Source organism: Paenibacillus hemerocallicola, assembly GCF_006265175.1.
Classification (GTDB): Bacteria; Bacillota; Bacilli; order Paenibacillales; family NBRC-103111; genus Paenibacillus_AB; species Paenibacillus_AB hemerocallicola.
On the sequence record NZ_VDCQ01000033.1, the window covers coordinates 53,727 to 78,463 of the forward strand.

The 24,737-nt window shown below is 53.9% G+C and carries 26 protein-coding genes; 25 read left to right on the forward strand and 1 reads right to left on the reverse strand.

The genetic code is table 11. The annotated features are described in order from the left end of the window. Nucleotides 1–20: 20 nt before the first annotated feature. Nucleotides 21–920 (reverse strand): helix-turn-helix domain-containing protein, encoded by a 900-nt coding sequence (locus tag FE784_RS21915; protein WP_139604375.1) that lies wholly within the window; start codon nucleotides 918–920, stop codon nucleotides 21–23. A 171-nt stretch (nucleotides 921–1,091) separates the two neighbouring features. Between FE784_RS21915 and FE784_RS21920 the strand changes: the two genes are divergently transcribed. From FE784_RS21920 to rpoD, 25 genes are all read left to right on the forward strand, one after another. After that, on the forward strand, nucleotides 1,092–2,861 hold the full coding sequence (locus FE784_RS21920) for a glycoside hydrolase family 35 protein (RefSeq protein ID WP_139604376.1): 1,770 nt from the start codon (nucleotides 1,092–1,094) through the stop codon (nucleotides 2,859–2,861). Nucleotides 2,862–3,140: 279 nt separating this feature from the next. Then, the gene (locus tag FE784_RS21925) at nucleotides 3,141–3,914 is read left to right on the forward strand and encodes a class I SAM-dependent methyltransferase (protein WP_139604377.1); all 774 of its coding nucleotides are present in this window, start codon (nucleotides 3,141–3,143) and stop codon (nucleotides 3,912–3,914) included. Between the two features lie 106 nt (nucleotides 3,915–4,020). Next, nucleotides 4,021–5,115, forward strand: a complete 1,095-nt coding sequence (locus tag FE784_RS21930) for a M24 family metallopeptidase (protein ID WP_176706419.1) — start codon at nucleotides 4,021–4,023, stop codon at nucleotides 5,113–5,115. Nucleotides 5,116–5,237: 122 nt separating this feature from the next. After that, a complete protein-coding gene (locus FE784_RS21935) occupies nucleotides 5,238–6,005 on the forward strand; it encodes a hypothetical protein (RefSeq protein WP_139604379.1) in 768 nt (255 codons plus the stop codon). A 22-nt stretch (nucleotides 6,006–6,027) separates the two neighbouring features. After that, complete coding sequence (locus FE784_RS21940) at nucleotides 6,028–6,375, forward strand: histidine triad nucleotide-binding protein (protein WP_139604380.1); 348 nt, start codon at nucleotides 6,028–6,030, stop codon at nucleotides 6,373–6,375. Between the two features lie 119 nt (nucleotides 6,376–6,494). Further along, entirely contained in the window at nucleotides 6,495–6,668 is a 174-nt protein-coding gene (gene rpsU, locus FE784_RS21945) for a 30S ribosomal protein S21 (RefSeq protein ID WP_010491812.1), read from the forward strand. Nucleotides 6,669–6,683: 15 nt separating this feature from the next. After that, nucleotides 6,684–7,127, forward strand: a complete 444-nt coding sequence (locus tag FE784_RS21950) for a GatB/YqeY domain-containing protein (RefSeq protein WP_139604381.1) — start codon at nucleotides 6,684–6,686, stop codon at nucleotides 7,125–7,127. Between the two features lie 187 nt (nucleotides 7,128–7,314). Continuing rightward, the gene (locus FE784_RS21955; RefSeq protein WP_246132122.1) at nucleotides 7,315–8,685 is read left to right on the forward strand and encodes an NfeD family protein; all 1,371 of its coding nucleotides are present in this window, start codon (nucleotides 7,315–7,317) and stop codon (nucleotides 8,683–8,685) included. Nucleotides 8,686–8,735: 50 nt separating this feature from the next. Next, on the forward strand, nucleotides 8,736–9,731 hold the full coding sequence (gene floA, locus FE784_RS21960; RefSeq protein WP_139604414.1) for a flotillin-like protein FloA: 996 nt from the start codon (nucleotides 8,736–8,738) through the stop codon (nucleotides 9,729–9,731). Nucleotides 9,732–9,767: 36 nt separating this feature from the next. Further along, nucleotides 9,768–10,238 (forward strand): hypothetical protein, encoded by a 471-nt coding sequence (locus FE784_RS21965; RefSeq protein ID WP_139604383.1) that lies wholly within the window; start codon nucleotides 9,768–9,770, stop codon nucleotides 10,236–10,238. 13 nt (nucleotides 10,239–10,251) lie between these two features. Then, nucleotides 10,252–11,415, forward strand: a complete 1,164-nt coding sequence (locus FE784_RS21970; protein ID WP_139604384.1) for a PQQ-dependent sugar dehydrogenase — start codon at nucleotides 10,252–10,254, stop codon at nucleotides 11,413–11,415. Nucleotides 11,416–11,530: 115 nt separating this feature from the next. Beyond that, a complete protein-coding gene (gene yqfC / locus FE784_RS21975; protein WP_139604385.1) occupies nucleotides 11,531–11,812 on the forward strand; it encodes a sporulation protein YqfC in 282 nt (93 codons plus the stop codon). A gap of 43 nt (nucleotides 11,813–11,855) precedes the next feature. Beyond that, nucleotides 11,856–13,040, forward strand: coding sequence for a sporulation protein YqfD (gene yqfD, locus FE784_RS21980; protein WP_139604386.1), 1,185 nt, complete (start codon nucleotides 11,856–11,858; stop codon nucleotides 13,038–13,040). Between the two features lie 65 nt (nucleotides 13,041–13,105). Then, nucleotides 13,106–14,074 carry a PhoH family protein gene (locus FE784_RS21985; RefSeq protein ID WP_139604387.1) on the forward strand — a complete coding sequence of 323 codons (969 nt, stop codon included), beginning with the start codon at nucleotides 13,106–13,108 and terminating at the stop codon, nucleotides 14,072–14,074. Between the two features lie 34 nt (nucleotides 14,075–14,108). After that, complete coding sequence (locus FE784_RS21990; protein ID WP_139604388.1) at nucleotides 14,109–16,352, forward strand: HD family phosphohydrolase; 2,244 nt, start codon at nucleotides 14,109–14,111, stop codon at nucleotides 16,350–16,352. Between the two features lie 14 nt (nucleotides 16,353–16,366). After that, nucleotides 16,367–16,930: an rRNA maturation RNase YbeY gene (ybeY, locus tag FE784_RS21995; RefSeq protein WP_139604389.1), complete on the forward strand. Its 564-nt coding sequence runs from the start codon at nucleotides 16,367–16,369 to the stop codon at nucleotides 16,928–16,930. Continuing rightward, nucleotides 16,927–17,625 (forward strand): diacylglycerol kinase family protein, encoded by a 699-nt coding sequence (locus FE784_RS22000; protein WP_139604390.1) that lies wholly within the window; start codon nucleotides 16,927–16,929, stop codon nucleotides 17,623–17,625. The genes ybeY and FE784_RS22000 overlap by 4 nt, the downstream gene beginning before the upstream one ends. Before the next feature lie 14 nt (nucleotides 17,626–17,639). Next, complete coding sequence (locus FE784_RS22005) at nucleotides 17,640–18,062, forward strand: cytidine deaminase (protein WP_425465557.1); 423 nt, start codon at nucleotides 17,640–17,642, stop codon at nucleotides 18,060–18,062. Nucleotides 18,063–18,090: 28 nt separating this feature from the next. After that, nucleotides 18,091–18,984, forward strand: a complete 894-nt coding sequence (gene era, locus FE784_RS22010; protein ID WP_139604391.1) for a GTPase Era — start codon at nucleotides 18,091–18,093, stop codon at nucleotides 18,982–18,984. 134 nt (nucleotides 18,985–19,118) lie between these two features. Beyond that, the gene (locus FE784_RS22015; protein WP_139604392.1) at nucleotides 19,119–19,262 is read left to right on the forward strand and encodes a YqzL family protein; all 144 of its coding nucleotides are present in this window, start codon (nucleotides 19,119–19,121) and stop codon (nucleotides 19,260–19,262) included. A gap of 53 nt (nucleotides 19,263–19,315) precedes the next feature. Then, on the forward strand, nucleotides 19,316–20,062 hold the full coding sequence (gene recO, locus FE784_RS22020; protein ID WP_139604393.1) for a DNA repair protein RecO: 747 nt from the start codon (nucleotides 19,316–19,318) through the stop codon (nucleotides 20,060–20,062). A 115-nt stretch (nucleotides 20,063–20,177) separates the two neighbouring features. Next, nucleotides 20,178–20,990 carry a pyruvate, water dikinase regulatory protein gene (locus FE784_RS22025; RefSeq protein WP_139604394.1) on the forward strand — a complete coding sequence of 271 codons (813 nt, stop codon included), beginning with the start codon at nucleotides 20,178–20,180 and terminating at the stop codon, nucleotides 20,988–20,990. 93 nt (nucleotides 20,991–21,083) lie between these two features. Then, nucleotides 21,084–21,545 (forward strand): YaiI/YqxD family protein, encoded by a 462-nt coding sequence (locus tag FE784_RS22030; RefSeq protein WP_139604416.1) that lies wholly within the window; start codon nucleotides 21,084–21,086, stop codon nucleotides 21,543–21,545. 38 nt (nucleotides 21,546–21,583) lie between these two features. Beyond that, nucleotides 21,584–23,422, forward strand: coding sequence for a DNA primase (gene dnaG, locus FE784_RS22035; protein ID WP_139604395.1), 1,839 nt, complete (start codon nucleotides 21,584–21,586; stop codon nucleotides 23,420–23,422). Between the two features lie 94 nt (nucleotides 23,423–23,516). Next, nucleotides 23,517–24,632 (forward strand): RNA polymerase sigma factor RpoD, encoded by a 1,116-nt coding sequence (rpoD, locus tag FE784_RS22040; protein WP_139604396.1) that lies wholly within the window; start codon nucleotides 23,517–23,519, stop codon nucleotides 24,630–24,632. Nucleotides 24,633–24,737: the final 105 nt, after the last annotated feature.

Genomic DNA, 24,737 nt, shown 5'->3' on the forward strand with positions numbered 1-24,737 from the left:
TTGTTTGTGGATTATCAAGCTTATTCGTGTTTGGGGCGGTATTGAAGAGGGGATACGCCAGTCCAGCGCCGGAATTGGCGGGAGAAATGACTGAGCGAACGAAACCCGAGCTCGAGCGCGATGTCTTCGATAGACATGCTGGTCGTCACAAGCATAAATTTGGCGCGTCCCGCGATCAGGCGGCTGACGTAACGGCGTGGCGAGACGCCGTATACTTTGGTGAACGTCTTCGTGCATTGGCTGCGGCTGATATGCAGCTGCCGGGCGATACCCGCAATCGTTTCCTCGGCGGGCGACAGCGCCATAAGCTGAAGGCGCTCCTCCACCGCATGGGCGAGGTCGGTCTCCAGCGTGGAGATTACCGGCAGCGACGCGTTGGTTGCAAGAGATGTTCGGATGGAGGCGCTGTCGGCTATTTCCTTTACGATAAGAAGAACATATGCTTGCAGTTCGATTTTCGGTCCGGGGCCGATCCGATCCAGCGGAATCGGGTTCGCTGTGCCGTATGTAGACGACATCAGGCTTTCCGTCAAAATACGCTCGATATGCTTCATATAGGACGGGAGGCGCGTTTTTTCGGCGTCGGCGCGCGGCAGCAGGCCGTAGTCGGAGGCGCTTAGCCTTTTGCGGAGCTCGGGGTCGTCGACGTCGAAATGGATATTGAAGAACGAATAGGGAGAGTCGGACCGGTTGTCGGTGCCATGCTTGACCCCCGATTTGACCAGGAGCCAGTCTCCTTCGCGAACGCAAACCGTATTTCCGTTCACGTGCTGGCGCGCCTCGCCGCTGAAGCCGTACGCGAGCTCGAACAGATGGTGATGGTGTATCGGATAAGACCAGCCCGGCGGCTTGACGTTAAAGCCGCAGCCGGTTATTTGCAGCGTGCTGGTCATGTTCGGGAAATATACTTCGATCTCCATGGTTGCCTCATCCGTAACAGTTGTCCAATCTTTCGTTCATTATAAGCGGGAGGCCGATCCGGCGCAAATGGTCAAAAAAACGGACGCTATGAGCATGGTGCCGAAATGTTCGCTTGATTATGATGGAGTCGAGGAATGATAATTGCGTACAGAAAGGTCGGGAAACAAACTATGCGGCTACTGGAAACAAGAGAAGGACAATTTTACTATCAGGATAAACCGTTCCGGATTGTATCCGGCGCGATGCACTACTTCCGCACAGTGCCCGAATATTGGCGCGACCGGTTGTTGAAGCTGAAAGCGTGCGGCTTCAATACGGTTGAAACTTATGTGGCTTGGAACTTGCACGAGCCGAAGCCGGGCGCCTTTTGCTTCGAAGGATTGGCGGATCTCGAGCGATTCATCCGGACCGCCGGCGAGCTCGGCTTGTTCGTGATCGTGCGGCCCAGCCCGTACATTTGCGCGGAATGGGAGTTCGGCGGACTGCCCGCTTGGCTGCTGGCCGATTCGGATATGCGGCTTCGCTGCTTCCACAAGCCTTTTCTGGACCGGGTCGAGGCCTATTACGATGTGCTTATGCCGAAGCTGAAGCCGCTCTTGTCCACGAACGGGGGACCGGTTATCGCCGTACAGATCGAGAACGAGTACGGCAGCTACGGCAACGATAAACGGTATTTGACCTTTTTGCGGCAGGCGATGGCGGACCGCGGCATCGATGTGCTCCTGTTTACCTCGGACGGTCCGACGGATGCGATGCTGCAGGGAGGCACGCTGCCGGGAGTGCTGGCAACGGTCAACTTCGGTTCGCGGGCCGGGGAGGCGTTCGCGAAGCTGCGCGAGTATCAGGCCGACGGGCCGGTGATGTGCATGGAGTTTTGGAACGGCTGGTTCGATCATTGGGGGGAGCACCATCATACTAGAGGCGCAGCCGACGCAGTTGGCGTATTGGAAGACATGCTGAGCGACAACGGATCGGTTAACTTTTACATGTTCCATGGCGGAACGAACTTCGGTTTTTACAACGGCGCCAATTGCCCGGCTCCGAATCGTTATCAGCCGACGATCACGAGCTATGACTACGATGTGCTGCTCTCCGAGGCTGGGGACCCTACGGACAAGTTTTATGCCGTCCGGGAAGTGCTGTCCCGGTACGCCGATGTGCCGGATATCCGGCTGCCGGAGCCATCGCGCAAGCAAGCGTACGGTCGCGTTCGCATGACCGGCCAGGCGAATTTGTTTTCCAATTTCGACGGTTTATCGAAGACGATCGAATCGGTATGTCCCGAGCCGATGGAGAAGCTCGGTCAAAACTACGGGTTTATTTGGTACGAAACGCACATTGCGGGTCCGAGGCCTGCTCACGAGCTGAACATTCAAGACGTGGCGGACAGGGCGCTCATATTTGTGGACGGACGGTATGTCGGCGTTATCGAGCGTTGGAGCCCGGAAGCGAAGGTAAGCTTCGAGGTGCCGAAGGAAGGCGTCAAGCTCGGAATTCTCGTAGAGAATATGGGAAGAATCAATTATGGGTCCTATATGAAGGATCGAAAGGGCATAACGGAAGGAGTCCGTTTCGGGTATCAGTTTCTATTCGATTGGACGATACGCACGCTGCCCCTCGAGCATTTATCGGATTTGAAGTTTGAAGGGCTTTGCCCGCAGGAAACGCCATGCTTTTACAAGGCGGAGCTGCAAATCGAGCAGCCGGCGGATACGTTTCTTTATTTGGACGGATGGACGAAAGGGGTCGTCTGGATCAACGGCTTCAATTTGGGACGGTATTGGAACATCGGACCGCAGAAAAGCTTGTACGTTCCGGCTCCGCTCCTTCGTCCAGGCGGCAACGAGATCGTCATTTTCGAGCTGCATGGCGCGGAATCTGCGGAAGTCGTATTTAAAGCCGAACCTGATTTGGGCGACACGACGCCGCGGCAAAGCTGATTTGCACAATGAAATCGTTGAAGGAGGGGCTGATGCCCCTTCTTTTTTTACATACGAGAATAATTATTTGCCTCACTGCACTAAAGCGAAAGGAGTTACTCTTACTTCGGGTATCTCGCCCTTAGTCTTGATTCGTCTCTTCCGAACGATGCAACGCCATGCTTTCACAGGGGTTATTGTGGATTTACAGAGAACCGTCTTGAACTGTATACTGTTCTTATATTCATCTAACAAAACTCGGTTTTATTAGATGAAACCAAAAGAGCGGGAGTGAAGGGAATGCCAATCGATTTTCATTCCGAACAAAACCGAAATTCGTATACGAGCCGCAATGTCCATGACAGCTGGACTAATAGGGTTAACCGTTTTACGACGGTCAGAGGGAGTCGTGTCGCGGACATCGGGTGCGGCGGCGGGATCTATACGAAGAAGCTTGCGGAAATGGATGCGGCGGAAGTAGTGGGAGTAGACAGCTCGGCAAAGATGCTCGAGGCGGCTCAAGAATCGTGCAGCGGTTATCGTAATGTCAGGTTCGAGACGGGCGACGCAAACGGGACTTCTCTTGCAAGCGGCTACTATGATCTGGTGATCGAGCGGGCGCTCATCCATCATCTTACCGATTTGCGCTCTTGCTTTGACGAGGCGTACCGGGTAATCCGAGAGGGAGGGAAGCTGCTGATACAAGACCGGACGCCGGAAGATTGCCTGCTTCCGGGCGGCGCGGGGCATATCCGGGGAACCTTTTTCGAAATGTATCCTCATCTGGCGGCGATCGAGACGGCACGCAGACATGCGGCGGAAGATGTCATCCGCGCCGTGGAGGAAGCCGGTTTTGCGTTTTCTCGGGAGGATAAGCTGTGGGAAATCCGCAAAACGTATGAAACGTTCGATGAGCTTGCCGAGGAGCTGAAGAGACGGCGAGGCCGTTCGATTCTCCACGAATTGTCCGACGGGGAAATAGACGAATTGATCGCCCGTCTGCGTACGATTGTTCCGGAAGGTCCCATTGTCGAGAAGGATAGATGGACCGTTTGGGTTGCCGTTAAAAAATGAAAGGTGTAATTGCCATCCGACATCGCTTAAAATGAAGGAAAGACCTCTCGGTCAAGCGAATAGTTTTGGTCTGGCGAAAGTCCTTAACAGGAACAGGAGGATTAGGATGAGCGCAAACCGGTATAAGGAGCGGATCACGAAGCTGCAACGGCTTTTGGAGCAAACGGACGTTGAGGCGGTGATCGTCGCATCGGCGGCAAACTTGTTTTATTTCACCGGCGTTTGGATAGAGGCGCATGAGAGACTGCTTGCATTGGCGGTTAGGCGGAACGGGGCGGTGCTGCTGGTCGCTCCCGATCTGCATCGCGGGGAGCTTGATCCGGTGGGGCTGCCGATCGTTTATTGGCGCGATGGGGACGATGCCGCCAAGCTGCTGGGAGATGCGCTCCCCGAGTCGGGAGCCGTTGGCGTGGATGAAGCGTGGCCTAGCGGGCATCTGCTCGGGCTAATGAAATACCGGACCGACGTATCGTGGACGGGCGGCGCCGATTTGCTCGGAAAGCTTCGCAGGGTGAAAGACCGAGACGAATTGGACCTGCTCCGGGAATCGGCGTCCGCGCTCAATCGGGTGATGCAATCATTTGTTCCGCTCATTCGCGAAGGTCGGAGCGAAGCGGAGCTGCTGGAAGAGCTTCAACAGCTGTGGAAGCGGGAAGGGATCCGCGAGCTGTCGTTTGCTCCGACCGTGGCAACCGGACCGAATGGAGCGAACCCGCACCATACTCCGGGGGATGCGGTCGTGCGAAAGGGAGATTTGATCATTATCGACACGGGTGGGAAACTGGACCATTACTGCTCCGATATGACCCGTACGTTCAGCGTGGGAGAGCCTTCCGAGGAGCAGCGGACCGTTTACGAGCTCGTCAAGAAGGCGCACTTGGAAGGCATTCGCGCGGTCCGTCCGGGAGCCGCTTTTTCGGATATAGACCGCATTGTCCGTGGAGTTATCGAGGAGGGCGGGTACGGTCCATATTTCACGCACCGGACGGGACACGGTATCGGCATCGACGTGCACGAGGAACCTGCTGTCCAGGACGGCAACGGACTCGCGATCGAGCCGGGGATGGTATTCAGCATCGAACCGGGCGTTTATTTGCCGGGCAAGTTCGGGGTGCGAATCGAGGATATCGTCATCGTGACGGAGGACGGCTGCGAATCCGTGAACGACGTTGTTAGCAAGGAGTTGAGGGTGCTCGGTTGAACGGCATGATTTCCGGATCGTAATCCCGATCGGCTGGAAGTAAGGAACATTATGCGCCGCAACTGTTTTTCTGTTATCATAGAAGCAGTCTATTAATTCATCGGAGGGAGTTCCCACTTCTCATGTCAATCGTTAAGTATAGTGGTTTGCAAGACCTTGGAGCCGTGGTCGCATTTTTTATGGAGAATGACGAACATTTGATCGGAAACCCCGTCTTCGCGGATATAGCGAACGTTGATATTTTAAACCACAGTCTCTTCAAAATGCTGGACCAAGTGAAGCAAGAAAAAGACTTTCACGATCTGCTTAATTACAAAAATTTGCTGTACAACCAACTGGTTCATTATTGCGACTCGATAGAAAGCATCGAGGGGCTGAAGGACGATTTTCACGAAATCGTCGTTCACCGGATTTATACCGGCACGGAGATCAAAATTTTAAGCTGGATTTATAAGGATCTGTACGGGGACGAGCCGGATTTGAGCAATCCCGAAGCCAATTCCCCCCAAGGGTTTTTGCGTTACCTGAAATTGAACTGCAAGCCGGAAGTAACCGCTCATTTCATCGGGCTGGCCTTGCAGCAATACGTAAGCAGCCAATATCCGGAGGAGGAGTTCTACAAGAACGAATCCATCTTCTCCGGCAGCTACAATTATTTGGCCGAATTTGTCCTGGAAACGGAAGAAATCGAGCAAGTCGTAAAAACGATTCAGGGGCAACAGGAGGAGCTTGTCTGGCTGCGCGACCAACTCATCGCATCCGAAGAAAAGCTGCAAATCACGCCTGATGACGAGGAGACCCAGCAGCAACAGCAAAAGCTGATTGTCGATTTTATGACCGAACGGCTCGAGATGGAATTTCTGTCCCAAGTCATCATCCGTCTATTCTAAAAACTGACAAGGAGCATCGCCGATGGATTGCATTTTTTGCAAAATCGTCAAAGGGGAAATCCCGTCCAAAAAAGTGTTCGAAAACGACAACGTATTGGCTTTTCACGATATTCAGCCCCTTGCCCCCTCGCATGTGCTCGTGATCCCGAAGAAGCATATCGCTTCCATGAATGAAGCGGAAGAGGAAGACAAGGAGCTTCTCGGAGAGGTGCTGTTGACCGCGAAGAAGGTGGCGAACGAGCTTGGCATCGCCGACGGCGGATACCGGTTGATCAACAACGTCGGATCGGACGGCGGACAGGTCGTATACCATATCCACGTTCACGTGATTGGCGGCGAGAAGCTGGGAGGCTTGAACGTCAAGGGATAAGCGGTCGAACAACCGGGCACTCTAGGGCAGGTTGACACCCCCTTTCTGTTTCATTTATAATGTAGTTTGATAAACCGTGTTTTCGTCTTGGACGGTCTGTTCGGAGGGAGGGAAAACTAGTGTCCGAAACTCGAGTTCGCAAAAATGAAACCATTGATGCTGCACTTCGTCGCTTCAAGCGTTCCATCGCCAAAGACGGCGTCTTGGCGGAGGTCAAAAAGCGCAAACACTATGAGAAGCCTAGCGTTAAGCGCAAGAAGAAGTCGGAGGCTGCTCGGAAGAGAAAGTTCTAGGAGGATTTTGTTTTCATGAGCTTAAGCGAACGGTTGAACGATGATATGAAGCAAGCGATGAAGAATCAGGACAAGTTCAAACTCTCCGTCATCCGAATGATTCGATCGGCGATTAAAAACGTTGAGATAGATCAAAAGAAGACGCTGGACGACAACGAAGTGCTGGATATTCTGAATCGTGAGATCAAACAACGCAAAGACTCCCTCCAGGAATTTGAAAAAGCTGATCGGGACGATCTTGCCGAATCGGTCAGGAAAGAAATAGAAGTCATTGCCGTATACATGCCGCAGCAATTAACCGAGGAAGAAATTCATGCTATCGTACAGCAGACCATCCAAGAAACCGGTGCATCTTCCAAAGCGGAAATAGGCAAATTGATGAGCGCGTTGATGCCGAAGGTAAAGGGCCGCGCCGATGGCAGGCTGGTCAACCAACTCGTGCAGCAGCTTCTTTCTTGAGTATCGGACGAGCAAGTCTCATATGGTCGCAAAAACAACACTCCCAAAGGGGTGTTTTTTTGTTTTGAAACATTCGTACCTTCTCTACGTAGAACAACATATGAACTTATACAACAAGGACGGCGGTATCCGTTAGGCCCGGAGCCGCTGTAAAGGAGGAGCCATGCATAACGGAGGTTCAAGGCATATGCTGCGCCTCAAGCTGATCGCGTTCGGCATGCTGGCGCTTGTGCTGGCGGGAGGCGTGCTGCTCGGTATCGGCGTACAGGCGGCTTCTACGACAAGTCCGAAGGCAGGCGCCGAAACGGTATCGCCGGGAAAGCTGGTGTACGTCATTCCGGTTCATCAGACGGTCGAGAGCGGGTTGTACAGCTTCTTGGAACGCGCTTTCGCCGATGCGGAACAAGCGGATGCGGCCGCAATCGTGCTGGACGTCGATACGCTTGGCGGCAGGCTGGATTCCGCGGAAATAATCGGGAAGCTGATCCGCAACAGTCCGGTACCGACAACCGCTTTCGTTCATGGACGAGCCGTCTCCGCCGGCAGCTATATTGCGCTCAATGCCGGCAAAATCGTGATGGAGCCCGGAAGCACGATAGGCTCGGCTTCGGTTGTCGATAGTTCCGGCGATGAAGTGGAGAGCGCCAAGGTCGTGTCGCATTGGTCGAGCGAGATGCGGTCCGCAGCCGAGCTGCGGGGGCGCAACCCCGACATCGCCGAAGGGATGGTAGACAAAAATGCGGTCGTCGATATGCCGCAAATCGGGAGGAAATCGGGACCGGGCGAAATCGTATCTCTGACGGCCGAGGAAGCGATTAAAGTCGGTTATGCCGAAAAAATCGCTTCGACATTGGACGAGATGATTGCCTTTATCGGGCTGAAAGGCGCCACGATTATCCATTTCGAGCCGTCCTTCGCGGAGAAATTGGCGCGTTTTCTCGTCGACCCGGTCATTATGACCGTCTTGCTTATCGTCGGGATCGCCGGCGTCGCGATCGAGCTGCTTGTACCCGGCTTCGGCTTGCCCGGCATATTGGGCGTGATCGGCTTCGGCCTGTACTTTTTCGGACATTACATTGCCGGATTCGCGGGGGTAGAGGATGTCGTACTATTCGTAGCGGGGATCGTTCTGCTCATTGCCGAGATGTTCGTTCCAAGCTTCGGAATATTGGGCATACTTGGTATTGCAGCCATTATTAGCGGTGTCGTGATGGCTGCATTCGATACGGAGAACGCTCTCATATCGCTAGGTATTTCGTTCGTACTGGCCGTGATCGTCGTAGCGGTCGTCGCCAAAGTATTCAAACGCAGAGGCGTTTGGAACAAGTTTATACTGCGTGACTCGCTGAACGACGAGAGCGGATACGTGTCGCACGATTCGAAGGAGCATTTGTTCGGCGCCGTCGGTACGGCGGTGACGCCGCTGCGGCCCGCGGGTACGGCCGAATTTTGGGATGAGAAGATCGACGTCGTGACGGAAGGCGATTTCATCGAGGCCAACTGTCCCGTAAAAGTCGTGAAAGTGGAAGGAAATCGGGTTATCGTCAAACGGATTTAAGTGACATGCCGGCAGTAACGCAAGCCAAATCAAAGGAGGAATGACCCATGATGGAGTCTTCGCTTATTTTCGTTTTGCTGATCGCGGCGCTCGCGATTATCGTATTATCCGTATTTTTCAGCTTTGTGCCGGTTATGCTGTGGATTTCCGCGCTCGCCTCCGGAATCCGGGTCGGCATCTTTACGCTTGTCGCGATGCGGCTGCGCCGCGTTATTCCGAGCCGGATCGTCAATCCGCTGATCAAAGCGCATAAAGCCGGTTTGCCGATTACGGTCAACCAGTTGGAGAGCCATTACTTGGCGGGCGGAAACGTAGACCGTGTTGTCAACGCTCTGATTGCCGCTCAAAGAGCCCAAATTCCTTTATCGTTCGAGAGGGCCGCCGCTATCGATTTGGCCGGGAGAGACGTACTGCAGGCGGTACAGATGAGCGTAAATCCGAAGGTGATCGAAACGCCGATGGTATCGGCGGTGGCGAAGGACGGCATTGAAGTGAAGGTTCGTGCGAGAGTTACGGTGCGCGCGGACATCGACAGGCTGGTAGGGGGTGCGGGAGAGGAAACGGTTATCGCCCGGATCGGGGAAGGAATCGTTACATCGGTCGGCTCCAGCGATACGCATAAGCAAGTATTGGAAAATCCGGACATGATTTCCCGTACGGTACTCGGCAAAGGGCTTGATGCCGGAACGGCGTTTCAAATTTTATCGATCGATATAGCCGATGTCGATATCGGCAAAAATATCGGGGCCCATTTGCAGACGGAGCAGGCGGAGGCGGACAAGCGGATCGCCCAGGCGAAGGCGGAGGAGCGCCGCGCGATGGCCGTAGCGCAGGAACAGGAAATGAAAGCGCGCGTAGTCGAGATGCGGGCGAGAGTGGTCGAATCCGAGTCGCAGGTGCCGCTTGCGATGTCCGAAGCGCTTCGCGAGGGCAAGCTCGGGGTAATGGATTATATGAATATGCGCAACATCGATGCGGATACGCAGATGCGCTCCACGTTCGGGAAGATGGGGCAGCCGGACAAAAATGACAAGGATTCCGAATGAGAAAGCCGGATGTGAGCGGCTACTGGAGGGATCGGCATGAATGAAATCTTCGAATTTTTGATGCGCAATGTGGGTCTGTTCATCGTCATCGGAGGGTTCGTGCTCACTTTTTTGGCCAAGAGGCGTCAGGCAAAAGGAGGCGGGCCGGGAAACACCCAGGGAGGAAAGCCGAATCCGATGATGCCCCCGTTCGGTGGCGGCGTTCCGCGGAATCGCCGGCAAACGTCGCAAAGCTCTTCGCGCGAAGCGGAAGAGCGGCGGGGAGACGAGGGAAATGCCTACCATCCGGGCGAGCCGCGTACCGAGAAGGCTTCCGTTCAGGCCGACCGATATACGCCCCCCGCCCCCGATACTTCCGCTGTGAAAGCAACGACGGTCGGTTCGGCGGCAGATACTAACGATCGGGAAATGATCGTATACGAGAACGATGCGATCCGGGGTATGATCTGGGCGGAAATTATGGGAGCGCCACGCTCCAAGAAGCCGTATAGGCCAAGAAACCGGTAGGGAGGAAGCGGATATGAACCTTTTCGGAGCGATTACAGGGAGCATCGTTGCTGCGGCCGTCGTTTTCGCTATTGCCGCGTGCGAACCGAAACCATCCGCACCGAGCGCCCCGGCGCAATCCGAGGCGACAGACTCGATCCCATATGCCGCCCCCGAAGTGGTGGCGGAACGGCTTAACGTGCCGTGGGATATTGCGTTCGCATCGGACGGCCGTCTATTTTTTACCGAACGGCCCGGAGCGATCCGGGTCATCGAATCGGGCAAGCTGCTCGCGGAGCCGATCTTCGCCTTCACGGACGCCCCCGTCGTAAGCCGCGGGGAGAGCGGCTTGCTCGGTCTTGCGCTGGACCCCGATTTCTCCAAAAACAAATATATGTATACGTACCATACATACGAAGAAAAGGGCTCCATGAAAAATCGGGTTCTCCGCCTTGTTGTCGAAGGCAACAAAGCCAAGCTGGATCGTGTTCTCATTGCCGATCTGCCGGGACAGCAAACCCACGACGGCGGACGAATCCGGTTCGGACCGGACGGTATGCTGTACGTGACGGTCGGAGATGCCCAAATACGGGAACAATCGCAAAATCCGAACAGCCTGGCCGGAAAAATATTGCGTATCCGCCCTGACGGCACGATACCGAACGATAATCCGGATCCGAAATCGCCGGTTTACAGCTCGGGGCACCGCAATCCGCAAGGGCTCGCGTGGCAGCCGGGCACAGGCAAACTGTTCAGCTCGGAGCACGGACAGTCGTCGAAGGACGAAATCAACGTAATCGAGAAAGGGGCCAACTACGGCTGGCCCCTGATCGAGGGCGATCAGACCGAACCGAAGCAGGCCGTGCCGTCCGGTACCGTGCTGCGGAAGCCGCTCATCCATTCCGGAGACAATACGACCTGGGCGCCGTCCGGCATGACTTTCGTTACAAGAGGGCCGTGGAACGGGCAGCTTCTAGTAGCCAACTTGCGCGGCACCCAAGTATTGAAGCTGACTTTATCCGGACAACAGGAAACTAAGGTCGAGAAAATCGAACCGCTGTGGAAAAATGAGTACGGCCGAATCCGCAATGTGACGGAAGGTCCAGACGGCTCCCTTTATTTGTTGACGAACAATAGGGACGGCCGCGGCGATCCGAAGGCGAACGACGACGTCATATTGCGATTCAAGCCGAAGTGAAACTCCGATTGAAAAGACCCGCCTGCGCCAGTCGCGCCAGGCGGGTCTTTTTTGCCCTTTTCCCGCATATGGTGGTAAAAGCTACGGTTATTTCGGCAAGGAGGAAAAGCAGAACATGCGGCAATGGAACCGGCGCTTGAGCAAATTAACGGCCAAACTGCTCGATCTCCCTCAGGACGTCGTGCTGGATCTTCCTCGCTTCACGATGATCGGCAACCGCCAGCTTTATATCGAAAACCATCGCGGCGTGCTCCATTTCTCGAGCGATACGCTCAAGCTCGGCTTGTCGCAGGGGAAGCTGGAAATTCACGGCAAGGAACTGGTCATTCGCGCCATTTTGCCGGAAGAAGTATTTATCGAAGGGGTTATTTCGGATATCCGCTATTCCGACAAATAGGAATGATGCTTGAGCCGAATGGCTTATTAAAGGAGGCTCCACCGTGAAAACGACGATCTTCAACCGGCTGCGCGGCTTCGTCCGCATCGAGCTGCGCGGCCGAAATATGGAAAAGCTGTTGAATGCGCTCATTACGGGCCGGTTTGTCGTCTGGGACATCCGACGCTCCCACGATGAAGCGGTGGAGCTTCATATCCTCATCCGCGATTTTTTCAAGCTGCGCCCGCTTTTGAGAGAGACGGGCTCCAAGCTTCGCGTGCGGGGAAGGTACGGTTTCCCGTTCGTGCTGGACAAGCTCGGACGCCGTAAAATGTTTATTGCCGGCATCGTTTGTTTTTTCGCCGCGATTTACATGCTTTCCATGCTCGTTTGGCAAATCGACGTGGAAGGCAACGAGAAAATTGCCAGAAGCGACGTGCTGCAGGCGGCACGGGAACAGGGCATATATCGCTTCCAATGGAAATTCCGCATGCAAGATTCGGACATGCTGTCCCGGGAGCTCCAAAATAAACTGCCCGGCTCGGCCTGGATAGGCGTGGACGTCCAAGGAACGCGTATTCTGATCAAGATCGTGGAGTCCGCCCGGCCCGATGACAGGCAATTGATGAACCCGCGGCATCTCGTCGCGTCCAAAAACGCGCTCGTAACGCAAATTTTGGCGGAGAAGGGCAAACCCCTCGTAAAGCCCAACGCGAACGTCAGCAAAGGCGATATATTGATTTCGGGCTACATCGGGGACGAGGCGAACCGTCAGACAGTCGTAGCCCAAGGGAAAGTCCGCGGCATCGTATGGGAGGAAGCCACCGTGGAAATTCCGTTGATTCTAAGGCAGAAAGTATATACGGGCGAAACGAAGTCGCGTTCTTTCCTCGTGATCGGAAGCCGGGGACTCCAAGTGGCCGGATACGGGGAGACGCCTTTCGTCCAGTACGAGACCGTGTCCAGGCTGCAAACCGTTCACTGGCGGAAATGGTCGCTTCCCTTCGGCTGGCTGAGCGAGAAGCAGCTCGAGTCGCGCATGGAGGAAATTCCTCTCGATCCCGAAGAAGCGAAAAAGATCGCGCTGGAGCAGGCGAGAGCGGAGCTTGTGGCGGCGGCCGGCCCCGATGCGGTATGGCGCGGCGAAAAGATTATTTTGCATGAAAAGTCGGACAATGGTAAAGTTTATATGAAAGTACTTTTCGAAATCGAACAACCTATCGCCGTCGAGCAGCCGATCATCCCATAACAACTAGCATTCACCGGCGAACGACCGAAGCAACCGACTAAGACGACAAAGGGACTGAGGCTTTTTTGAACAAAACGAACCAGTTGAAAATCAGCTTGAACAACGTAGCGGAAGGCTTGGCGCTATTCGGGCCGCAAGATAAATTTTTGCATTTGATCGAAAGCGCGACCGAAGCGAAAATCAATACGAGAGAAGCGGAGCTGTCGATCCATGGGACGGATGCCGAGCTCCAATGGCTGGAGCAGCTGTTCGACGTGCTCCTGCAGCTCGTCCGCAACCAATATCCGCTGACCGAGCGGGACATTTTATACGCCATGGAGCTGGCCAAGGAAATGAAGGCCGACCAGCTGCTCGACCTGTACAAGGGCGAAATCGCCTCGACGTACCGCGGCAAGCCGATTCGGGCCAAGACGATCGGACAGCGTCATTACATCTCCACGATTCGCAAAAAAGATATCGTGCTCGGCATCGGTCCGGCCGGTACGGGGAAAACGTATTTGGCCGTCGTCTTGGCCGTCGTCGCCCTGAAGGAAGGCAAAGTAAAGCGGATCGTACTGACCCGCCCGGCCGTAGAGGCCGGAGAAAGCCTCGGCTTCTTGCCCGGCGACCTGCAGGAAAAAGTTGACCCCTATTTGCGTCCGTTGTATGATGCACTTAACGATGTGCTCGGACCGGAGCAGGTGGCCAAATCGCTGGAGCGCGGATTGATCGAAATCGCGCCGCTTGCCTATATGCGCGGCCGTACGCTGGACGATTCGTTCATCATACTGGATGAAGCGCAAAATACGACCCCGGAGCAGATGAAAATGTTTTTGACCCGTCTAGGCTTCGGCTCGAAAATGGTCATTACCGGGGACAAAACGCAAATCGATCTCCCGCGCGGCACCCGCTCCGGGCTCGTCGAAGCGGAGCGCATATTAAAGCCGATTACGGAAATCGGCATCGTTCATTTCGCCGAGCAGGATGTCGTCCGGCACTCGCTCGTCCAAAAAATTATTGTCGCATACCAACAAGAAAATGAAAACAAGGGCTGATCGACTTTCGTCCGGATGAAAGCGAGGACTGATCGTGGACCAAAACCAGCGGATTTCCATCGACGGAAAACATTCGTACCGGCTGGGCGGCTGGAAAACAAGCCTCGGGATCCGCTTGCTGTTGTTCGCATTGCTGGGACTTCTGTTTTACTTTGCATTGGCCGGCAGGTTAATCCCCCAAACGTACGATATCGAGCCGGGAGCGGTGAGCGAGAAAACGATCTACGCGACGAAGCAGATCGAGAACGCGATCGAAACTCAAAAAGCGAAGGAAGAAGCGGCCAGGCGGGTTCAGCCCGTCTATTCCATTTTGCCGATGAAAAACGAAAGTCTGATCGAGACGATTTTCGAGAAATTAAGGCAAATCAACGCCGACGAACAGCTTAGCACCAATGATAAAGTCAATGTATTCCGCAATGTCTTCCCGACGATGTACAGCGATTACACGGGGAATCTATATACTTCGATCAGAGCGAGCGACCCGGCGAACGACGGTCTTCTGAACGAGGTCAAAACGGCATTGACGGAACAGCAGTACCGTATCCCGGAAGAAGTGTATTTCAAGTTTCCCAGGCTGACCAAGGAAGATCTGGATGCGATGGAGCCCGTGGCCAAAGACGTCGTCAGCCGTTTGATGAACGACCAGCTTCCGAACGCGCAGTCGGCGCGGACAAGGGTGGCCGAGCTCGTCAACACATCGCCACTGACCAAGAACACGTCCAGGGAAATGGTTCAGGAGCTGGCCAGATTCGTCATTACGCCGAACAAGTTCGCCAACCAGAAGGCGACGGATCAGGAGCGGGCGGAGGCTCGCGAGGGCACGAAGCCGGTCTACATCAACAAAGGCGACATTCTCGTGCATAAAGGCGAAATGGTGTCGGATGAAACGTACGAGCGGCTGAAAACGATGGATTTGCTGAAGGAAAAGGTAAACTATTGGCCGCAGCTGGGGCTGACGCTGCTAAGCGGACTGTTCGTACTCGGGTTGTACATGTTCGTCCGCCAAAGCGAGCATTCGATCCGCAGCAATAACGTACAGCTGCTTATGCTCGTTCTCATTTATGTCTTGAATATTACCGGAATGAAAATAGTTGCGCTCGGACAAAACATGGATTACGCGAATATCGGCTATTTGGCCCCGGTGGCCATGGGAACGATGCTGATCGCGATCCTGATCGGAATGCCGATCGCTTTCGTGTCGTCCATCCTGTTCGCGCTTCTTTCCAGCATTATTTATAACATCAAGGGCGAAGTGCTGTTCGATTTCCGATACGGACTGCTGGCGCTCGTCGTCTGCATTACGTCGGTATTCGCCATCCAGCGGGCGAATCAGCGCGCTTCGATTTTGAGATCGGGCATCATGATCTCTTTGACCGGAGCTGTCGCGATTTTGGCGGTTACCTTTCTCGATAATGTATATACGCGTACGGAGATTATGATGTCATTCGGCTTTACGGTTGCGTCCGGGCTGCTGACGGCTGTTCTGGTCATCGGTCTTATGCCGTTTTTTGAAGTATCGTTCGGCATTTTATCGCCGTTGAAGCTGGTGGAGCTGTCGAACCCGAACCACCCTTTGCTGCGCAAGCTGCTTACGGAGACGCCTGGCACGTACCATCATAGCGTCATGGTCGGCAACTTGTCCGAAGCGGCCGCCGAATCGGTCGGCGCCAACGGGCTGTTGTGCCGGGTCGGATCGTATTACCATGATATCGGCAAGACGAAACGGCCGAGCTACTTTATCGAGAACCAGATGAGCATGGGAAACCCTCACGACCATATCGAGCCGGCTTTGAGCAAATCGATTATCGTGGCCCACGCCCGGGACGGCGTCGAGATGCTCAAGGAACATAACATGCCGAAACCGATTCGCGATATTGCCGAGCAGCACCACGGTACGACCTTATTGAAATTTTTTTACTTCAAAGCGAAAAAGCTGCAGCCGGAAGGCGCGGAGCCGATACCGGAGGAGGAATACCGGTATCCGGGTCCGAATGCTCAATCGAAGGAAGCCGCTATCGTCGGCATAGCGGATGGAGTAGAGGCGGCGGTGCGTTCTTTGCGGAATCCGTCCATCGAGCAAATCGACACGATGGTTCGCAAAATCATTAAGGACCGGCTGGACGACGGCCAGTTCAACGAGTGCGACTTGACGCTTCGCGAGCTGGATACGATTGCCAAAACTTTGAACGAGACGCTGCTCGGCATATTCCATTCCCGGATCGAATATCCTGCCGATACGGCGGCCAAAAGCGACGGCAAGGAAGCCAAACAAGCGTAAGGAGACGGTAACGGATGACCTTGAGTTTAGAATGGAACGACGAACAGGACGCTCTCGATATCGGGGAACCGTTAATTGGTTTGCTGGATACTTTGCTCAAGCTGGCGGCCGAGTCGGAAGGGATCGAATCCGGCGAGGTGGTGGTCAGCTTCGTGAACGACGAGGCGATTCGCGTTTTGAACCGCGATTACCGGAATATCGACAAAGCCACGGATGTCTTGTCCTTCTCGATGCTGGAAAGCGTGGAGGGCGAGCCGGAAATCGTATACGAGGACGAGGAAGAGCTCGATGACGGCTTGTCGGACGAGGAATTCGACGGCGACGAGCGGAACGAAAACGGGGTAGACGACGATGAAGGCGAGGAATATCCGGAGCCGCTCGGAGATATCGTCATTTCCGTAGAGCGAGCCTTGGAGCAAGCGCAAGAATACGGTCATTCCGTCGAACGGGAAATCGGCTTTTTGTTCGTGCACGGGTTTCTCCATTTGATCGGCTACGACCATGGGGACGAGGAAGCGGAGCGGATCATGTTCGAGAAACAGGAAGCGGTGCTGCAAAAGGCGGGACTGCGGCGGTGAGAGACGTCAAAAAGTTTCGCAGAAGCTTTCGCTATGCGTACGAAGGGCTCAAATACGCCCTATCGACTCAGCAAAACATGCAGTTCCATTTTTCGGTAGCCCTGCTTGCCCTTATTATGGCGATAGGGTTCAAGCTCCCGAAAGCGGAAATTTTGTTTATCCTGTCGGCGGTCACGCTTGTAATCGTCTGCGAGCTGATCAATACCGCCGTGGAAAAAGCGGTCGATCTGGCCATGCCCGACCGGCATCCGCTGGCCAAGATCGCCAAAGACGTAGCCGCAGCCGCCGTTCTCGTATCGGCGGTTTTTGCCGCTATCGTCGGTATGGTCGTTTTTTACGAGCCGCTCGATCTGCTGATCCGCCAAGCGGGTACTACCGAAAGCGTTTTGACGCCGGGACTGATCTTGACGCTCGTAGCGCTTGTCGCATTGATCGTCATCGTGGCCCAAACGCGTTTTTCCGATAAACGGTTTCGGTTGAGGCCAAGCTTGCTGACGGCCGTTTCGTTCGCCATTTCGACCTGGATCGCGCTGCTGACGGCCAATTCGCTCATTGCGCTGTTGGGCTACGGTCTGTCGATTCAGCTGACGTTCGTTCTGTACGACAAACGGAGCCGGCAGCTGCCCGCTTTGGTGGCAGGGGCGGTCATCGGCTCGGCTATGACCGCTTTGGCATTTTATTTGATATTGGCTTGAGGGAGGTTAAATGGATGGACAAGGACCGGATCGACGCGGCGGAGCTTATCCACCACGCGATTGCCGCGAGGGAACGCGCTTACGCGCCTTATTCCCGATTTCGCGTAGGAAGCGCCCTGCTGGATGAGCAGGGTCATGTCCACTATGGCTGCAACGTGGAGAATGCGGCCTACGGACCGACCAATTGCGCCGAACGAACGGCGCTGTTTCGTGCCATTGCGGACGGACGCAAGCAGGGGAGCTTTACGGCTATGGCCGTCGTAGGCGATACGGACGGACCGATTTCCCCGTGCGGCATATGCCGTCAAGTCATGGTCGAGCTGTGTCCGCCGGACATGCCGGTATATTTGGCCAACCTGAAGGGCGATATTACAAAGACGACGGTATCGAGGCTGCTGCCCGGAGCGTTCGGTCCAGCAGATCTCGCATCGAAATGATTGAAGGACATGGGGGTATACGAATTACATGACCAAACATAAATCAGGCTTTGTCGCCATCATCGGACGGCCCAATGTCGGCAAGTCGACCTTGCTGAACCAAGTGATCGGCCAAAAGATCGCCATCATGTCGGACAAGCCGCAAACGACGCGCAATAAAATTCACGGGGTTTACACGAAGGAAGGCATGCAGATCGTCTTTCTCGACACGCCCGGCATTCACAAGCCGAAATCGAAGCTCGGCAATTATATGATGAAAGTGGCGGAGAACACGTTCCACGAAGTAGACGCGATTCTATTTCTCGTCGACGTGGCGGAAGGGATCGGCGGCGGCGACCGTTTTATTATCGAGCAGTTGAAAAACGTGAACACCCCCGTCTTGCTCGTTCTAAACAAAATCGATCAAGTCCATCCGGAGGCGCTGCTGCCGATTATCGTGGCCTACAAGGACTTGTACGATTTCGCGGAAATCGTGCCGATCTCGGCGCTTCAGGGCAACAACGTCAATACGCTGCTCGAACAGATCGGCAAGTACTTGCCGGAAGGACCGCAATATTATCCGGCCGACCAAGTAACCGATTATCCGGAACAATTTATTTGCGCGGAGCTGATCCGGGAAAAAATATTGCATATGACCCGCGAGGAAATCCCCCATTCGATCGCGGTGGCGATCGAGAGCATGAAGGTGGAGGAAAACGGCTTGGTCAACATCGGAGCCGTCATTTTCGTCGAGCGCGATTCGCAGAAAGGTATCGTTATCGGCAAACAAGGGGCGATGCTGAAAGAAATCGGCAAACAGGCGCGCCGCGATATCGAGACGCTGCTCGGCTCGAAAATTTTTCTCGAGCTTTGGGTCAAAGTAAAGAAAGATTGGCGCAATCGCGAGCATGTGTTGAAAGACTTGGGTTTCCGGCACGATTGACGGCTTCGAAATCGGATGCGGCATGGAAGTCCGGTCTTCGTATTGTGGGGATATTTACATTGGATACTCCGTGTTCCGTTCGCTCATCCTATGAAGTATCGATCAGATATTTCCTCATTGAAAGGATGAACCGCATGCGCGACTTTTCGTGGAAGTATTTTACGATGACGGGTGATGTGGAATCGTACTTGCTTTTTAAAGAAATCGATCATCAGGCGAGCGTGGAGCCGGAGGAGGAAGAAGATCTTATTCCGGACGATATGGAATTGACGAACTGATCCGAAGAAGAAGATCTCACGCGGAACATTTGTCATGGGGAGAAGGAATTGGCATGCTGGTTCGGGTCGAAGGCATCGTGATTCGCAGCATCGATTATGGGGAAGGCGATAAAATACTCACTTTATTTTCCAAGGAAGCGGGAAAAATAAGTGTCATGGCCCGGGGTGCGAAGAAGCTGAAAAGCCGGTACTCCGCGATCGCGCAGCTGTTTACGTACGGGGAATTCAACTGCTACAAACCGGGCTCCATGGGTACGCTCAATGCCGGCGAAATTTGGAATTCCTACCACCGGCTGAAGGAAGACATTCATAAGACGGCTTACGCTTCTTACTTGATGGAGCTTACCGACCGGATGATCGGCGAGAACGAACGAAACGCCCCGTTGTTCGAGCAGCTGAAAGCGGCTCTCGATGCGATGGACGAAGAGAAGGATCCGCAAATCGTTACGCATATTTATGAGATGAAAATGCTCGCCATTGCCGGCTATATGCCGGAATTGAACGAATGCGTTTCGTGCGGAACCAAGGAAGGAACGATGGCGCTCAGCGTTTCTTTGGGCGGAACGGTATGCAGCCGTTGCCGGCATTCCGATCCGGGAGCACTGGCCGTTTCGGATGGGACGCTTAAGCTGCTCCGGCTTTTTTTGCATATGGACATTAGACGTCTTGGCAAGACGGAAGTTAAGGAAGCGACGAAAAACCAGCTGAAGCAGTGCATCCGGCAATTTCTGGACGCGCATGTCGATGTGAAATGGAAATCGCGAAATTTCATCGATCAAATGGACAAGTATGGAATATGAAGGTTGTTTGCAAACCGGACCTGAATTTGGTATTATTTTCGAAACATCCGAACCCGTTTCCGCGGCCAACTAGAACCCGGAGGCGGGATTTTTGTATACTGGCGGTGATTGTACCATGAATCGAATTATTCCGAAACCGATCGTATACGTCGTGTCCGATTCGGCCGGCGATACGGCGGAGTCCGTGCTGAAGGCAGCGGCCATCCAATTTCATCCCAATATCGTAGAAGTGCGCAGGGCTCCTTATGTTACCGGACGGGAAGGGGTCGAGCTGATCGTGGCGGAGGCGGCCAAGTCGCAGGCGATCGTCCTGTTTACGCTCGTCGTGCCCGAGCTGCGGGATTATTTGATCGCACAGGCGCGTAAGCGGAAAGTCATTTCGATCGATTTGCTCGGACCGATTATTTCGACACTGGAGAAGGCATTCAATCGGGAGCCGCTTCATCAGCCCGGATTGATTCATCAATTGGACGAGGATTATTTCAAAAAAGTGGAGGCGGTCGAATTCGCCGTCAAATATGACGACGGTCGGGACGCGACGGGCGTACTTCTCGCCGATATCGTGCTGGTCGGAGTTTCGAGAACTTCCAAGACGCCTCTGTCGATGTATTTGGCGCACCGGATGCTCAAAGTGGCCAACGTACCGCTCGTTCCGGAGCTTCAGCCTCCCGAGCAGTTGTTCTCGGTGTCGCCCGACAAAGTGATCGGGCTTGTCATCGATCCGGAGAAGCTGAACATGATCCGCAAGGAACGGCTCAAAAGCTTGGGGTTGGCAGACAACGCTTTATACGCCCAAATCGAACGGATCAAAAAAGAGCTGGAGCATGCCCACAAAATTATGTCGCGGGTCGGCTGCAAAGTTATCGACGTATCCAATAAAGCGGTGGAGGAAACCGCAGGCGTTATTTTAAATTTATTCCGGCGTTAGAGCTTTTCTGTAATTTGAAAATGAAAGCAGGATTTTTTATTTTTTCCTCGTATATAATATAACGGAAAGCTGCAAAGGAAATTGGTGGTAATCATCGGGGTCAAAATCATTGTGGATGCGGACGCTTGTCCGGTTAAAAACGAAATTGCGGATGCCGCTAAACGATTCGGCGTCCCCGTTGTCATGGTTGCGTCTTACGATCACCGGCTCGAAGCCCGGGAAGGCGTCTCGATCGTTCAAGTGGACCGGTCCGACCAGTCCGTCGATTTGTACATTGCCAACCGCATTTCTTCTGGCGACATTCTGGTCACGCAGGACTTCGGCCTCGCTACGATCGGATTGGCCAAAAAAGCGATCGCCTTATCGAACCGGGGTCAGACGTATACGGACCGTACGATCGATTTTTTGCTCGAAAACCGGCACGAAAGCGCCAAGCAGCGTAGGGGAGGCAAGTACGGAAAAGGTCCGAAGCCTTTTACCGAACAGGATCGGCAGTCGTTTCTACAAACTTTGACAAAACTTTTGACTCGTTTGCAGGAAAATGGGACGATTTAGCGAATAGTATACGTGTACTTTTGCAAAGGGTGATTAGGATGAGTAGCGGACTGATTCCGGAACACATCATCGAGGCAGTCCTAAAGCACCACGACATTGTCGAAGTGATCGGCAAATACGTCCATTTGTCAAAGCTCGGCCGAAACATGAAAGGGCTCTGTCCGTTTCACTCGGAGAAGTCGCCTTCCTTCAACGTCAACCCGGAGAAGCAAATTTACAAATGCTTCGGATGCGGCGTAGGCGGCCATGTGATTCGCTTTATCCAAGAGATCGAGGGCTATACGTTCGGGGAAGCGGTACGGCACTTGGCGGAGGAAGCGAATATCGCGTTTGCCTGGGAGCAGCAATCCCCGGAGCAGGCGGAACGGCAGCAGGAGAAGGAACAAATCGTGGGCGGCCACGAATTCGCCGCGAAGCTGTATCATTACATTCTGAACAACTCGGCCGAAGGCAAGCCGGCGCTCGATTATTTGCGGTCCAGAGGGTTCACCGACTCTTTGATCGAGACGTTTCAAATCGGGTTCGCGCCGCCGCACTGGGATACACTGGTCCAGTATTTCGTGAAGCGCGAGTTTTCGTTGCCCTTAATGGAGAAAGGGGCGCTTATCGCGGCCAAATCGTCCGGCGGTTACGTCGACAAGTTCCGCAACCGGATCATGTTTCCGATCCGCGATGCGAGAGGCAGCGTGATCGCTTTCGCAGGCCGTACGCTCGGCAACGAGCAGCCGAAGTATTTGAACAGTCCGGAAACGGCGTTGTTCCGCAAAAGCCGGGTTTTGTACAACATGCATGCGGCCAGAGCCGAAGTCAAACGGACGAATCAAATCGTAGTGTTCGAAGGATACGCCGATGTTATCAAAGCTTGGTCGGCCGGCGTCCACAACTCCGTCGCGACGATGGGAACGGCTCTTACGGAAGAGCACGCCTTGCTGATGAGACGTTCGGCGGAGCGGATCGTACTCTGCTATGACGGGGACGATGCGGGACAATCGGCTGCGTACAAAAACTTGGGATTGCTCGAGAAAGCGGGTTTGGATATCAAAATAGCGATGCTGCCGAACAAGCTCGATGCCGACGACTACGTCGAAACGTTCGGAGCGGACCGTTTCCGCAAGGAAATTATCGAAGGGGCCGTACCTACAGAAAAATTCAGGCTGTTGCATTTGCGTCGCAACTTCAACATGCAGGACAACGAAGCCAAGCTGCGCTACGTGAGAACCGCCATTCGCGAAGTCATTGCCGGGATCGAATCGCCAACCGGAAGGGAACATTACCTGAAGGAGCTGTCCTCGGAGTTCAGCGCCATATCGTCGTTTGAGACGATGAAGCAGGAAACGAACGAGATTCGCGAGCAAGAGCAAAAAAAGCGCCGTAATGGGGATAATAACGAATTTTCGTGGAATACTGTAAGGAATGACGGGACCGATTCCTCCCCACTGCCGAAACTAAAACCGGCTTATGACAAAGCCGAGCGGCATTTGCTATACGTTATGCTGCAAGATAAAGATGTGACAGCCCTCGTTCAGGAACGGCTGGGGGATGCTTTTAACGATGAAGCTCACGCAGCATTGGCTGCTTATTTATATGCCTTCTACGCGCAAGGATTCGAGCCGGATGCTAGCCGATACATGGCAACGCTTCAGGATGACGGGCTGGAGCGTCTCGCCAGCTCGATTCTGATGACGGAGTCCGATCAAGGCATCAACGATCAGGTCATCGAAGACTACTTGAGGCAGATTCACAAGCATCGGCAGCAGCAAGCGATTGAGCGTTTGGTAGAAGAACGGATTGCACGGGAAAAATCCGGCGACATTATCGGCGCCGCACGAATCGAATTGGAAATCCTTGCACTGAACGGCAAGCTGCAAAAGAGATAATAGCCCTAAACAATAATCAATCCACTGAAAGCGATGCTTTTCGACGCCGCGAGAGTTGAGACGTTGATATTTTTAGGGAGGAGGGAGCTTGGATATGGCGAACGATCAACATACCGAACTGGAGACGGAACTTACGCTCGAACAGGTTAAAGATCAACTGATCGAAATAGGGAAAAAGCGGTCTTCTTTAACATATAAAGATATAATGGAGAAACTGGCTCCATTCGATCAGGATCCCGAGCAAATGGATGAGTTTTTCGAGCACCTGTCCGAACTAGGCATCGATGTGAACAACGAGACGGAAGACGACATGGTAATGGGGCAAGAAGACGAGCATGACGAATTTCATCTCGACGACGATTTATCGCTGCCTCCCGGCATAAAGATCAACGACCCGGTACGGATGTATTTAAAGGAAATCGGACGCGTTCCGCTGCTTTCCGCCGACGATGAAGTCGATTTGGCGAAACGGATCGAGAATGGGGACGAGGAGGCGAAGCGGCGGCTCGCGGAAGCGAATCTCCGTCTCGTTGTAAGCATTGCCAAACGTTACGTGGGGCGCGGCATGCTGTTCCTCGATCTCATACAGGAAGGCAACATGGGCTTGATCAAGGCGGTTGAGAAATTCGACCATACGAAAGGCTACAAGTTCAGTACCTATGCGACATGGTGGATTCGTCAAGCGATTACCCGGGCTATCGCCGACCAAGCCCGTACGATCCGGATCCCGGTGCATATGGTGGAAACGATCAATAAGCTTATCCGCGTATCCCGGCAGCTTCTGCAAGAGCTCGGCAGAGAGCCGATGCCCGAAGAAATCGCCAAGGAAATGGATCTGAGCACCGAGAAAGTGCGGGAAATCATGAAGATCGCCCAGGAGCCCGTCTCGCTGGAAACGCCGATCGGCGAAGAGGACGACTCGCATCTGGGTGATTTTATCGAAGATCAGGAAGCGCTCGCTCCTGCTGATGCGGCAGCTTACGAGCTGCTGAAGGAGCAGTTGGAGGACGTACTCGATACGTTGACCGAAAGGGAAGAAAACGTATTGCGTCTCCGCTTCGGATTGGATGACGGACGGACGAGGACGCTGGAGGAAGTAGGGAAAGTGTTCGGCGTAACTCGCGAGAGAATCCGCCAAATCGAAGCCAAGGCGCTTCGCAAGCTTAGACATCCGAGCCGAAGCAAACGGCTGAAAGACTTTTTGGAATAAGGTTTGCATAGAATCACGCCCATTTGGTATGCCGGAGACCTTACTGTAATGTACGACTACAGCAAGGTCTTCCTAATTTCACCCCAAAAAGCGATGTTCCTACTT